This window comes from Priestia sp. HNGD-A6 (assembly GCF_045784335.1).
GTDB classification, from domain to species: Bacteria; Bacillota; Bacilli; order Bacillales; family Bacillaceae_H; genus Priestia; species Priestia zanthoxyli.
This window is the reverse complement of the sequence record NZ_CP138621.1, coordinates 2104930-2118747: the sequence shown is the minus strand read 5'-3', so window position 1 is coordinate 2118747 and position 13818 is coordinate 2104930. Positions and strand designations below refer to the sequence as shown.

General features: G+C 38.9%; 11 protein-coding genes. 10 read left to right on the top strand and 1 reads right to left on the bottom strand.

The features are described 5' to 3' along the window. Position 1: 1 nt before the first annotated feature. The 9 genes from argB to SCI76_RS10585 all read left to right on the top strand — a co-directional run bounded on the left by argB (position 2) and on the right by SCI76_RS10585 (position 11360). Positions 2-826 (top strand): acetylglutamate kinase, encoded by an 825-nt coding sequence (argB, locus tag SCI76_RS10625; RefSeq protein ID WP_048021956.1) that lies wholly within the window; start codon positions 2-4, stop codon positions 824-826. Beyond that, the gene (locus SCI76_RS10620; protein WP_048021958.1) at positions 792-1946 is read left to right on the top strand and encodes an acetylornithine transaminase; all 1155 of its coding nucleotides are present in this window, start codon (positions 792-794) and stop codon (positions 1944-1946) included. The genes argB and SCI76_RS10620 overlap by 35 nt, the downstream gene beginning before the upstream one ends. A gap of 70 nt (positions 1947-2016) precedes the next feature. Beyond that, a complete protein-coding gene (locus SCI76_RS10615; protein ID WP_048021960.1) occupies positions 2017-3090 on the top strand; it encodes a carbamoyl phosphate synthase small subunit in 1074 nt (357 codons plus the stop codon). Continuing rightward, positions 3083-6193 carry a carbamoyl phosphate synthase large subunit gene (locus SCI76_RS10610; RefSeq protein WP_063248144.1) on the top strand — a complete coding sequence of 1037 codons (3111 nt, stop codon included), beginning with the start codon at positions 3083-3085 and terminating at the stop codon, positions 6191-6193. The genes SCI76_RS10615 and SCI76_RS10610 overlap by 8 nt, the downstream gene beginning before the upstream one ends. Beyond that, positions 6190-7140: an ornithine carbamoyltransferase gene (gene argF, locus SCI76_RS10605; RefSeq protein WP_028412383.1), complete on the top strand. Its 951-nt coding sequence runs from the start codon at positions 6190-6192 to the stop codon at positions 7138-7140. Before SCI76_RS10610 ends, argF begins: the two co-directional genes overlap by 4 nt. A 102-nt stretch (positions 7141-7242) precedes the next feature. Further along, complete coding sequence (locus SCI76_RS10600) at positions 7243-7887, top strand: SDR family oxidoreductase (protein WP_028412382.1); 645 nt, start codon at positions 7243-7245, stop codon at positions 7885-7887. Between the two features lie 133 nt (positions 7888-8020). Beyond that, entirely contained in the window at positions 8021-8200 is a 180-nt protein-coding gene (locus tag SCI76_RS10595; RefSeq protein WP_407545185.1) for a YjzC family protein, read from the top strand. A 115-nt stretch (positions 8201-8315) separates the two neighbouring features. Continuing rightward, the gene (gene clpB, locus SCI76_RS10590) at positions 8316-10919 is read left to right on the top strand and encodes an ATP-dependent chaperone ClpB (RefSeq protein WP_063248143.1); all 2604 of its coding nucleotides are present in this window, start codon (positions 8316-8318) and stop codon (positions 10917-10919) included. A 189-nt stretch (positions 10920-11108) separates the two neighbouring features. Then, complete coding sequence (locus SCI76_RS10585) at positions 11109-11360, top strand: hypothetical protein (protein ID WP_014461601.1); 252 nt, start codon at positions 11109-11111, stop codon at positions 11358-11360. Positions 11361-11388: 28 nt separating this feature from the next. On the opposite strand, the gene SCI76_RS10580 is transcribed toward SCI76_RS10585, so the two are convergent. Beyond that, positions 11389-12282, bottom strand: coding sequence for an AraC family transcriptional regulator (locus SCI76_RS10580; protein WP_013081740.1), 894 nt, complete (start codon positions 12280-12282; stop codon positions 11389-11391). Between the two features lie 338 nt (positions 12283-12620). Here SCI76_RS10580 and SCI76_RS10575 point away from each other — a divergent pair, with 338 nt between their 5' ends. Then, entirely contained in the window at positions 12621-13799 is a 1179-nt protein-coding gene (locus SCI76_RS10575) for a galactokinase (protein ID WP_048021966.1), read from the top strand. Positions 13800-13818 lie beyond the last annotated feature (19 nt).

Below are 13818 nucleotides of genomic sequence, written 5' to 3'. Positions count from 1 at the left end.
AATGAGCAGTGAAAAAATCGTCGTTGTAAAATGCGGAGGCAGCATTATCAATCAGTTAACAAGCGCTTTTTTTGAAAGTATTCAGCAGTTAAAAGCGAGTGGATATCAGATCATTGTTGTGCACGGAGGCGGGCCTGATATTCAAGATACGCTTACCAAGCTTCACATTGAAACGGAATTTGTAGATGGGCTTCGAAAAACGTCCAAAGAAGCATTAGAAGTTGTGACGATGGTATTAGCAGGCAAAGTTAATAAGCATCTTGTAAAAGAACTACAAAAAGCGAACTTAAAAGCAGTAGGACTATCAGGAATTGATGGATCTTTGCTTAAAGCAGAGGCTATCGATGTTGAACGTCTAGGTTACGTTGGAGAAGTAAAAGGCGTAAACGATACATTATTAAAACAACTAACTGACAGTCAGTACATTCCGGTTATTTCTTCCATTGGAGCCGATGAAGAAGGTAATAGCTATAATATTAATGCTGACGTGGCAGCCGGAGCCGTTGCACAAGCAGTAAATGCTGAAAAGCTGATGTTTGTGACGGATGTAAAAGGTGTATTAAAGGATGGAGCATTGCTTCCTGAGCTTACAAAGCCAGAGATTGATGCACTTATTGAAGAAAAAGTAATTTACGGCGGAATGATTCCAAAAGTGACATCAGCGGTAAATGCGTTATCTCCTTTACTTGAAGAAATTCATATTATTAGCGGAACTGATGGATTTTTAGATAAGGAAGGAAAGCTGATTGGTACAGCAATTAAATATAGTGGAAAAGGTGGAGAAAATAGCGATGAGTTCATTGTTTCCAACATATCAACGGTTTGATATCCATGTGGAAGAGGCGCAAGGAACAAAATTAATAGATAACAAAGGAAATGAGTATTTAGATTTTATTTCAGGTATCGCTGTCTGTAACGTAGGCCATCGTCATCCTGATGTTCAAAAAGCGATCGAAGAGCAGTTAAATAAAGTGTGGCACGTGTCAAATTTATTTCATCAATCGATTCAAGAAGATGTAGCAGGTAAGCTTGTGGAACATTCAAACGGTGATGCAGTATTCTTCTGTAACAGCGGTGCAGAAGCCAACGAAGCGGCGATTAAATTAGCGCGCAAGTACACGCAAAAACATAAAATTATTACCTTTACAAAATCATTTCATGGACGTACATTTGCTACCATGACAGCTACAGGGCAGGCAAAAATTCATGATGGCTTCGGTCCTCTTGTTAATGAGTTTGTTTACGTGCCATACAATGATGAAGAAGCATTAAAACAGGAAATGGACGACAGCGTAGCAGCAATTATGGTTGAAGTCATTCAAGGAGAAGGCGGAGTTGTTCCAGGAACCGAAGCATTTTTATTAACTATTCAAGAGCTGTGTAAAAAGCACGAAGCACTGTTTATAGTCGATGAAGTGCAAACTGGAATCGGCAGAACAGGAAAACCATTTGCCTATCAGCATTTTAATGTGTCACCAGATATTATTACAGCAGCTAAAGGGTTAGGAAGCGGAATGCCGGTTGGTGCGATGATTGGAAAAGGCTATCTCAAAGAAGCGTTTGGACCTGGTACTCACGGAACAACCTTTGGAGGAAATCCAATTGCATTAGCTTCAGCCAAAGCAACTTTAAACATTATTTTTAACGAAGCATTTTTAGCAGAGGTTGCAGAAAAAAGCTTTTATTTTACCAACGCTTTGAAAAATAGCGTAGCAGATTATTCATTTGTAAAAGATGTTCGCGGAAAAGGTTTTATGATTGGAATTGAATGCGGAGAACATCAGTCGGCATTGCTTGCAGCAATGCGTGAAAAAGGATTGCTAGCACTGGGAGCAGGACCGCATGTAGTACGATTGCTGCCACCTTTAACTGTAACAAAAGAAGAGTTAGACCAAGCGATTCATATCATTGAAGAAGCATTTAGCCAAACAAAAATTACTTCATAATACAAATTTTTTTGAATATTTTTGTATAAAAATTCTGTTTTATAAATAATTATTCGAAGAGGGATGCACAATGAACGGATATTTACACTTAGCAAACGGCGATTCGTTCGTCGGACACATTGAACATACAGCAACGCACCAGGCAGAAGGAGAAATTGTTTTCTTTACTGGAATGACTGGTTATCAAGAAGTTGTGACTGATCCATCTTACAAAGATCAAATTATCGTCTTTACGTACCCTTTGATTGGGAACTATGGTATCAATGAGAAAGATTATGAAAGCAAAAAGCCTCACGTAGCAGGCGTTGTCGTATACGAATGTTCAGATGAAGGGTTCCATTACGAAGCGATGTACAGCTTCAAACAATATTTAAAGAAATGGAACATTCCGCTTATTACACATGTGGATACGAGAGCGGTCGTAAAACGAATTCGAAAAGAAGGTACGATGCAATCTGCCTTTTCGGCATCTGCTGAGCCGCCAGCATTTACTGCTGAATGCGATGGATATGTAGTAAAAGAAGTGTCAACAAAAGAGCCTGTTACTTACGGAAACGGTGAAAAACACGTTGTATTAATGGACTTTGGCTATAAAAAATCAATTTTACAAGAGCTGCTAAATCGAGAGTGCAAAGTAACGGTTGTTCCTTATTCTACAAGCTCTTCAAAAGTAAAAGAGCTGCAGCCGGATGGCATTGTCTTATCAAACGGACCTGGAGATCCAACTCAAGTAAGCAGTCAGCTGGATGAATTAAAAGAAATTATTTCAGCGTATCCAACTTTGGGAATTTGCTTTGGACATCAGTTAATTGGGCTTGCTTTTGGGGCAGAAACCAAAAAGCTGGCGTTCGGTCACCGAGGAGCTAATCAGCCTGTAATTGATTTAACGACTAACAAAGTGTGTATGACGTCTCAAAACCATAGCTATGTCGTAGATGAACAGACGATTACGTCTACGCCATTAAGCGTTCGATTTAAAAATGTGAATGACGGATCGGTTGAAGGTTTAATGCATAAAGACCTTCCTGTTATTTCGGTTCAATATCATCCAGAAGCACATCCTGGACCAAGTGACAGCACGTATATCTTTGATGAATTTATGACGAAAGTACAGCAAGTAGGGAGCGGAAAAGTATATGCCTAAAGACCAAACATTAAAAAAGATTTTAGTAATCGGATCAGGACCAATCGTAATTGGGCAAGCAGCAGAATTTGATTATTCAGGAACTCAGGCATGCTTGTCATTAAAAGAAGAAGGTTATGAAGTTATCTTAATCAATAATAATCCAGCTACGATTATGACGGACACTCACGTAGCAGATCGAATCTATTTTGAACCATTAACAGTAGACTGCGTAGAGAAAATTATTGCAAAAGAAAAGCCGGATGGTTTGTTAGCTACATTAGGCGGACAGACGGGTTTAAACTTAGCCCTTGAGCTTCATGAACAAAATATTTTGCCAAAATACGATGTGAAACTTTTAGGAACACCGATTGAATCAATCAAAAAAGGTGAAAGCCGTGAAGAGTTCCGTGCATTAATGAATGAACTAAATGAACCGGTGCCGGAAAGTGAAGTTGTCACAAAAGTAGAAGAAGCATTAGCTTTTGCCGAGAAAATTGGTTTTCCTGTTATTGTACGTCCTGCTTATACGTTAGGCGGAACGGGCGGAGGAATTGCTCATTCTATGGAAGAACTTGAAAAACTTTCAGCGTCAGGTTTACGTGAAAGTGCTATTACTCAATGCTTAATTGAAAAAAGCATCGCTGGATTTAAAGAGGTTGAGTACGAGGTTATGCGTGACGTGAACAATACGTGCATTACAATTTGTAACATGGAAAATATTGATCCCGTGGGTGTTCATACTGGAGATTCGGTAGTTGTTGCTCCTTCTCAAACGTTAACCGACGTGGAATATCAAATGCTTCGTTCGGCTTCAGTTAAAATTATTTCATCGCTTGGCATTATTGGAGGTTGCAACATTCAGTTTGCGCTTGATCCAAAAAGCAAGCAGTACTATTTAATTGAAGTAAATCCGCGTGTGAGCCGTTCGTCTGCTCTTGCATCAAAAGCAACGGGCTATCCGATTGCTAAAATTGCTGCAAAACTATCAGTAGGCTACACGCTTCATGAGTTATTAAATCCTGTAACAGGAGACACATATGCAAGCTTCGAACCAGCTCTTGACTATGTAGTAGTGAAATTTCCAAGATGGCCGTTTGACAAGTTTTTCTACGCGGAGAGAACGCTTGGCACGCAAATGAAAGCAACTGGAGAAGTAATGGCTATTGACCGTAACTTTACACGTAGCTTCCAAAAGGCACTGTCTTCTTTAGAAATTGATTTACAAGGATTGGAAGTAGAAGAACTGCAAGAACTTTCAACGGATGAATTAAAAAGCAAGCTTGGCGAACAAAGCGATGAGCGTATTTTTGTTATCCTTGAGCTTTTACGTCGCGGTACAACGCCTGAGTATATCCATGAAGTAACGCAAATTGATTATTTCTATTTAACACACTTTACGCAGCTGATTAAAATGGAAGCCTCTTTGAAGGAAGTACGTTTTGATTCCATTACAGCTGAACACTTCAAGCAAGTGAAGGAGCATGGTTTTACAGATGCGTATCTAGCAAGCGTATGGAACGTGCCAGAGCTTGACGTAAGAGCGAAACGTAAAGCACTACATATTACGCCAAGCTACAAAATGGTAGATACATGTGCAGCGGAGTTCGAATCCTCTACGGCTTATTTCTACTCTAGTTATTATGGCGAGAGTGAGATTGAACCATCAACGAATAAAAAAGTTGCGATTATCGGTTCTGGACCGATTCGTATCGGCCAAGGAGTAGAATTCGACTACAGCTCTGTACACGGTGTGTTAGCTCTTGAAAAAGAAGGATACGAAACAATTTTAATTAACAACAATCCAGAAACGGTAAGTACGGATTTTGAAGTAGCAGACCGCTTATATTTTGAACCTGTAACAGTAGAAGATGTGCTAAACGTTCTTGATGCTGAAAATGTGACGGATGTAATTGTTCAATACGGAGGTCAAACGGCTATTTCGCTTGTTAAAGGGCTAGAAGAAGCTGGCGTCAATTTACTAGGGATTACAAATGATGTTATTGATGCACTTGAAGATCGCGACCTGTTTTATAAGCTCTTAGACGACTGTGATATTCCTCATATTCCAGGTGAAATGGCGAAAGACGCGAAAGAACTTGTACAAAAAGCAAAAGCTATGGGATTCCCATTACTTATTCGTCCTTCTTACGTCATTGGCGGAAAAGGAATGCTGACAATTCAAAATGAAACGGAGCTGCAGGCTTGTTTACCAGCTATTAAAGCGTCTCATTTCCCAATGCTTATTGATGCTTACTTCCCTGGAAAAGAAGCAGAAATTGATGTTGTAGCAGACGGAAAAGATGTGTTGATTCCGACAATCGTTGAACATATTGAAAAAGCCGGCGTTCATTCAGGAGACAGCTATGCGCTTTTACCAGCAAAAACAGTAGAAGCAGCACATAAAGAAAAAATGGTGAGCTACGCTCAAAAAATTGTAAACAAACTTCAATATAAAGGGATTATGAATATCCAATATGTTATTTACAACGATGAAGTCTACATGCTGGAAGTTAATCCGCGTGCCAGCCGTACAGTGCCTGTAGTAAGCAAAGTGTGCAACACGCCGCTTGTTTCGCTATCAACTCAAATATTGCTTGGGAAATCATTGTCGGAAATTAGCGAGAAGCTAGGCTTATTGCCGGATCCGGCTTATACAACTATTAAGTTTCCAGTATTTTCGACAAGTAAATTATCAGGAGTTGATCCGCTTGTTGGACCAGAAATGAAGTCAACTGGTGAAGGAATTGCGATTTCTTCAACGATTGAAGAAGCAGCAAAAAAAGTATTCCATCAGTATGTGTTAAGTAAAAAAGGTGCTGCAGAAGTGTATATTAACGGAGAAGCGCAGGGTCTTGAAGAACTTGCGCAAAGCGCGGGATTAACTCTTGTTAAAGATAAAGAAGTTAGTGAATGGGTAAAAACGAAAGAAGCTTTATTATATGTAAGTTTACAGCCTGAAGATAAAGAAAGCCGTATGTCAGCATTAAAACACGGTTTAATGGTTATGACGGAGGTAGAAACGGCTTCGCTATTTTTCCAATCGTTCCAAGTCGATGAATATCACGTTTCATCACTGCAAGAATGGTTTCAAAAAACTAAAAAGGAAGTGACAGTATCATGAGTACAGTATCGGTAAATACGAATTTAAAGGGAAAAGATTTGCTTACGCTTAAAGATTTATCATCAGACGATATTATGTCACTTTTAGAAAGCGCCATTGAGCTGAAAGAAAAGCATAAAAATGGTGAAATCGTCACATCGTTAAAAGGAAAAACGCTGGGGCTCATTTTTGAAAAATCTTCAACAAGAACAAGAGTCTCATTTGAAGCGGGAATGATGCAGCTTGGAGGAAACGCCCTCTTTTTAAGCAGCCAGGATTTACAAATTGGACGCGGAGAAACGATTGCTGATACAGCACGCGTACTATCTGAATTCATCGATGCTATCATGATTCGTACGTTTGAACATAGCAAGATCGAAGAGCTTGCAGATTACGCATCCATTCCCGTTATTAATGGTTTGACAGATGATTATCATCCTTGTCAGGCTCTAGCTGATTTATTAACGATTTACGAGCACAAGAAATCATTTGATGGGCTAAAAGTAGCTTATGTTGGAGACGGAAATAATGTAGCGCATTCCTTAATGATTGCATGTGCAAAAATGGGAATAGATATTTCAATTGGATGCCCTGACGGATATGAGCCAAAAGACTTTGTAACAGCTTATGTTAATGAAGTAGCTGCTAAAACGGGTGCGAAGGTTACGATTACAAAAGATCCTGTAGAGGCTGTAAAAAATGCCGATGCTATTTATGCAGACGTGTGGACAAGTATGGGACAGGAAGAAGAAGCACAGCAGCGCTTGAAAATATTTGCTCCTTATCAAGTAAATGAAGAGCTAGCTGCCCATGCGAAGTCAGACTATTTATTTCTCCACTGCTTGCCTGCGCATCGTGAAGAAGAAGTGACAGCAAGCATTATTGACGGACCAAATTCGGTTGTTTTCCAGCAGGCTGGAAATCGTATGCATGTACAAAAGGCCTTGCTTCAAGCAATTTTAGGCTAAGAAAAAAACCTTTCTGAGAATATCAGAAAGGTTTTTTTGTTTAAAGGGAATTAATTGTGGGAACACCAGTTGTATACTAAACAGAACGAAAGGTGATTTATGATGAAAGTATTAGTTGTTGGAGCAAACGGAACAACGGGAAAACAAGTGGTAGAAAAAGTCGCAAACAGCAAGCAGCATGAAGCTTATGCGATGATTCGCGACGAAAAACAAGCAGACGCTTTAAAAAAGCTGGGCGCTAACGTTGTACTTGGTGACTTGGAGCAAGATGTTTCAGATGCTTTAAGAGGTATGGATGCTGTCATATTTGCAGCAGGTTCTGGAGGACATACGGGAGACGAAAAAACAATCGCTGTGGATCAAAACGGTGCTAAAAATATCATTGATGAAGCAAAAAATCAAGGTGTGAAGCGCTTTGTTATGTTAAGTTCAATGGGAACAGATGCACCTGAACAAGGACCAGAAGGCTTACAACTTTACCTGCGTGCTAAAGCGATAGCGGATGAATACTTAAAGCAGTCTAATCTGCAATATACAATTGTACGACCAGGAACTTTATCGAATGATTCAGCTACTGGAAAAATTGATATCAATAATGATATTGAAGATAAATCTCAGACGATTCCTCGAGCAGATGTAGCAACCGTGCTTGTAGAATGCCTAAACGAAGAAGCTACGATAGGAAAAACGTTTGAAATGTTAGCCGGAGAAACTGAAATTGAACAAGCTATTAAATTTACTCATTGATACAAAAGGGCAGATCTAAAGGTCTGCTCTTTTCTGTTCTGTTCCTAATATGAAAACATCTCCATTATGAAACGGAAATCTTAAGGGAATAGTATAGGAGAACATTTCATTTCAGGAATGAGGAGGCAGGACAATGGGACAAAATCGTCATTTCACACCGGGTCAAAAAGCTCCTAATAACGGAGTGTATATTGAAATTGGTGAAACAGGAAGCAACGTAAATAATCCTCAAAAGGTTAAATTAAAAGCAGGAGAGCGTTTTCCAGAGACGGCAAACGATGACCGCCACTGGATATACATGCGCAAGCCTTAAATAGTAAAAAAATAAAGAAGCCATTCTAAATTGAATGGCTTTACTTGTTTTCCCATTGCTGGGTATAATGAAATAAAGGTCAATAAAGGTCAAATGTATCGAAGGAGGATGTTCAATGGACATAAATAAAATGACCCAAAAATTGCAAGAAGGCGTGATGGAAGCGCAGTCCGAAGCTATTAAACGAAATCAGCAGGAAGTGGATATTGCTCATTTGCTTTATACGCTTATTCATCAGCAAGATGGTATTGCTCCTCGCATATTAGGTCATTTACATATAGATCATCAATCTTTTCAGCAGCAGGTAAATCAACTGCTTGCGAAAAAACCTGCTGTTACAGGAAGTGGAGCTGAAGTAGGGAAAGTTTATATTACAAATAAACTCCAGCAGCTGTTTGTCAAAGCTCAAGAAGAATCATCTCGTCTGCAAGATGATTATGTTTCAGTTGAGCACATCTTTTTAGCCTTAGCACAGGAACCGTCTTCTAGTGAATATGGCAAGTTATTTTCAAGTCACGGTATAACAAAAAAAGCTTTGCAAGATGTGCTTACTAGCCTTCGAGGAAATCAGCGAATTACAAGTCAAAATCCGGAAGTTACATATGAAGCGTTAGCTAAATATGGAAGAGACTTAGTGGCAGAAGTAAGAGCAGGGAACATTGATCCAGTCATTGGACGAGACGGAGAAATTCGCCGCGTTATCCGCATTTTATCGCGAAAAACAAAAAACAATCCAGTTTTGATTGGAGAACCTGGCGTTGGTAAAACAGCGATTGTTGAAGGTCTAGCACAGCGAATTGTTCGTAGAGATGTGCCTGAAGGATTAAAAGATAAAACCATCTTCTCATTAGATATGGGAGCTTTAGTAGCAGGAGCGAAGTTCAGAGGCGAATTTGAAGAGCGTTTAAAAGCTGTTCTTCAAGAAGTTAAGAAAAGCAACGGTCAAATTCTTTTATTTATTGACGAACTTCATACAATCGTTGGAGCAGGTCGTACAGACGGAGCGATGGATGCAGGGAATATTTTAAAACCAATGCTTGCTAGAGGAGAACTTCACTGTATAGGAGCTACAACTCTTGATGAGTATCGTCAGTATATTGAAAAAGATCCAGCTCTTGAAAGACGCTTTCAACAGGTGCTGGTTGAAGAACCTTCAGTAGAAGATACAATCTCTATCTTACGTGGTTTAAAAGAACGATTTGAAATTCATCACGGTGTAAATATTCATGACCGGGCGATTGTTTCAGCAGCGGTTATGTCGGATCGTTATATCTCAGATCGCTTTTTACCTGATAAAGCAATTGATTTAATTGATGAAGCATGCGCAACTATTCGAACAGAAATTGATTCGATGCCATCAGAATTAGATGAAGTAACGCGACGTGTCATGCAGCTTGAAATTGAAGAAGCGGCATTAAGTAAAGAAACAGATCAAGCAAGCATCACAAGGTTAGAGGCAATTCGAAAAGAAGTCTCTGATTTAAAAGAACGTGCAGATACAATGAAGCTGCAGTGGGAAAAAGAAAAGCAGTCGATTCAAACGGTGCAAGATGTCCGGGAGCAGCTTGAAAAAGCGAAGCGAGACCTAGAAGAAGCTGAAGGGAAATATGATTTAAATAAAGCAGCCGAACTTCGCCACGGACGCATTCCAGCTCTTGAAAAAGAACTAAAACAGCTGGAAGAAACAGCTGCTGAAAAAGCACAAGAAAACCGTTTGTTAAGAGAAGAGGTAACGGAAGAAGAAATTGCTGAAATTGTAGGAAGATGGACGGGAATTCCGGTGTCGAAACTAGTTGAAGGAGAAAGAGAAAAGCTGTTGAAGCTTGAGTCAATTTTACAGAAGCGTGTGATTGGACAGGACGAAGCCGTATCCTTAGTTACAGATGCTGTGATTCGCGCAAGGGCAGGCATTAAAGACCCGAACCGCCCAATTGGATCATTTATTTTCCTAGGACCTACCGGAGTAGGAAAAACGGAGCTAGCCAAAACGTTGGCACATTCGTTATTTGACAGTGAAGAACAAATGGTTCGTATTGATATGTCTGAATACATGGAAAAGCATGCGGTCTCTAGGCTTATAGGAGCGCCTCCTGGCTATGTAGGGTATGAAGAAGGCGGACAGCTAACGGAAGCGGTGAGACGCAAGCCTTATTCAGTCGTTTTATTAGATGAAATTGAAAAAGCTCATCCTGAAGTATTTAACGTGCTCCTTCAAATACTAGATGATGGAAGAGCAACAGATTCAAAAGGAAAAGTCATTGATTTTAAAAATACAGTCATTATTATGACGTCAAATATTGGTTCTCAATTTTTATTAGATGGTTTAACAAGTGAAGGCGAGATTACTGAAAAAGCCAGAGAGCAAGTGATGGCTCAATTAAGACAGCATTTTCGCCCAGAATTTTTAAATCGAGTAGACGACACGATTTTATTCAAACCGCTAACTGTTCATGAAGTAAAGGGAATTATTGATAAGCTATTGCTTCAGCTTGAAAAGCGTTTATCCGATCGTCATATTTCGTTAATGTTAACAGAAGAAGCAAAAAATCATATTGCGGCCTCCGGGTTTGATCCGGTATACGGAGCGCGCCCTTTAAAAAGGTTTATTCAAAAATATATTGAAACAAAAATTGCCAGAGAATTAATTGCAGGGCAAATTGAAGATTATAGTCAAGTGACAGTTGATGTAAAAGATGATGAGTTTGTTGTCAGCGTATAAGTTTTCTCAAAAGGCCATTCATGATAATTTGAATGGTCTTTTTTTGCTATTAAGAGCAGCATCCCTTTTAAAATAAATAAAAAAAAATACGTGAGAGCTAAGCGTAAAAACTTATTCAGTTTTAGGTTGTAGAATATATCTAATTCATTTATGATAATACAAAATGGGCAAAGGAGCATGAATGAGCACATGAAGGACCGTATAGAGCTTATATATGACGAAGCATACGATTTTATAGATCAGGCATTAACTAAAATAAGAGCGCTGGATAAAAATGATCTTCAAGCTGAAAATGAAGAAGTGCAGGAAAAGGCAGAACGGACAGAGTTTGCACTTCAAGCTGCACGAGATATTTTAGAAAATATGATTATCCCGGGTAAAAAATTGACTTTTATTTACGAAAAAGGTTCTGTGGTAGTAGAAATTCCCGATAAAAAATAAAAACGACTTCCTTTTATGGAAGTCGTTTTTATTTTGGTAATGCAAAGTGTTCATCAATGGATGCATCACTTTTTCGATACTGCCCGGGTGTCATATTGGTTGTTTTGCGAAATACTTTTGTTAAATAATTGGCATTTGCATAGCCGACGTTTTCAGCAATTTCTTCGATTGAATACTTGGTTTGATGCAATAGCTCGGCCGCTTTTTGAATGCGAAGCTTCGTTAAATATTGAATCGGCGTAATCCCTGTTGTTTGTTTGAATAACCGGCTAAAATGATAGCGAGATAAATGAGCTGCATCTGCCATTTCATCCGGACCGATTTCTTCATGATAATGATTGCGGGCAAATAAAATAGAGCTAATGATACTTTCAGGCCAATCCTCTGTAAAACTGTCCATGCTTTTAATATATTGATACAGCTCCATTACAAAGCGGTAAGATAAGCTTGAGGCATGAAATGGATCTGCTATATGTTTTTCACTTGCCCTCTTATATATCTGAGCAAGCAGCTGAACAGGTGCTGATTCAGGGTGAAATCGAATTACAGGGGAGTGGGTTGACTGAATATAATCCCAGCATTTTTGTACTTCATCTCCGTATAATGTAAGAAAAATAAACTCCCAGTTTTCACTTTCCTTTGGTAAGTAATAGCGATAATTTCCAGGTATATTGACGATGAATGCTTTTCCAGCATCCACTTTATATTCTTGTCCATCTATTTCAATCATCCCGTACCCAGAAACCGTGTATTGAAAAATATATTTTCCTACATCTTTTCGCTGATTTCCGCTCCAGTTATAAAGGGGCGAGAAAACTTCATCCCATCCAACCGACCAGAGCTGCGCAACTTCGTTTGTGCGGGATTCTAAAAACCTGTATGCGTACGTTGAATATTCTTGAGCTTGGAAATGTGAGAGCAAATTTTCACCTTCTTTTTGAAATAAAGTAGTACTTAATTCTTACTTTAACGTAATCGCTTTCATTTTTCTATAATTTTTTGAAAATATCATGATTATTTTTAGTGAATGTCTCTAAATCTATTATTTTCTTATAATTTGCAAGTCAAGGCTCCCATGAAGATAACACCTTTTTGGCGCAAGAGCAGTTCATCATCAATTTAAAAGAATCATTTTTAAAGTGATAAGCAAAAAAGTACCGATTATCGATAGGAATTTTACCATTGAGGCAAGGAAAATTGGACTTTACAATGTACATATGAATCCGTTTCCAAAAAACTACTTAAAATAGGTGATAATAAATGCTGGAAAAATTAATCGAAGAGTTCAAACAAATATTTCATTCGTCAGAAGCTATTCGCTGCTTTTTTGCACCAGGGCGTGTCAATTTAATTGGAGAACATACTGATTATAATGGAGGGCATGTTTTTCCTTGTTCATTGAGTATAGGAACGTATGCGGTAGTACAAAAACGTCATGATCGAAAAATACGTATGTACTCTAAAAACTTCTCTGAAGCAGGCGTTATTGAATCCTCTTTAGAGCAATTAACGTACAAAACCGAGGATGATTGGGCTAATTATCCAAAAGGAGTAATGGACACCTTTAAAAAGCACGGATATGATCTTCCTTTTGGTTTTGATATCTTGTTTTTCGGCAACATTCCTAACGGAGCAGGGCTTTCATCGTCGGCATCAATTGAGTTAGTCACATGCGTACTTTTAAATAAAATTCTTGAATTGAATATTAATATGATGGACCTTGTAAAAATGGCGCAGCAAGCTGAAAATGAATTTATCGGCGTAAGCTGCGGGATTATGGATCAGTTTGCAATTGGAATGGGAAAAGAAAATCAAGCCGTATTGTTAAACTGCCAGACTCTTGAATATCAGTATAGCCCGCTGCAGTTAACAGATGCTGTGCTCGTTATTTCTAACACAAATAAGCGAAGAGGGCTGGCAGATTCAAAATATAATGAGCGCCGTATGGAGTGTGAAAGAGCACTGTCAGATTTGCAAACTTCACTTTCCATTGATTCGCTTGGTGATTTAACGAAAGAACAATTTGAAAAGCACAAATCTTTAATACAAAACGAAGTAGATTGTAAGCGCGCTAAACATGCGGTATATGAAAATGAACGCACAAAAGAAGCGGTTGCTAAATTGCAAAACGGCGATTTAAAAGGATTTGGTCAATTGATGAATGAGTCGCACTGTTCGCTGCGAGATGACTATGAAGTAAGTGGAAAAGAATTAGATGCTCTTGTAGAAGCAGCCTGGTTGCAAGAAGGTGTGATTGGATCACGCATGACGGGTGCAGGCTTTGGCGGCTGTACAATCAGTATCGTAAAAAAAGCACAGGTTGATAGATTTATTGAGGAAGTAAAAGACGCTTATTATAAGCAAACGAGTTTAGAAGCTGAATTTTATGTGGTTACGGTTGGAGAAGGAGCGCGTGAACTCACATTAGAAGCAGTATAAGAGAAAACAGATAGAGAAA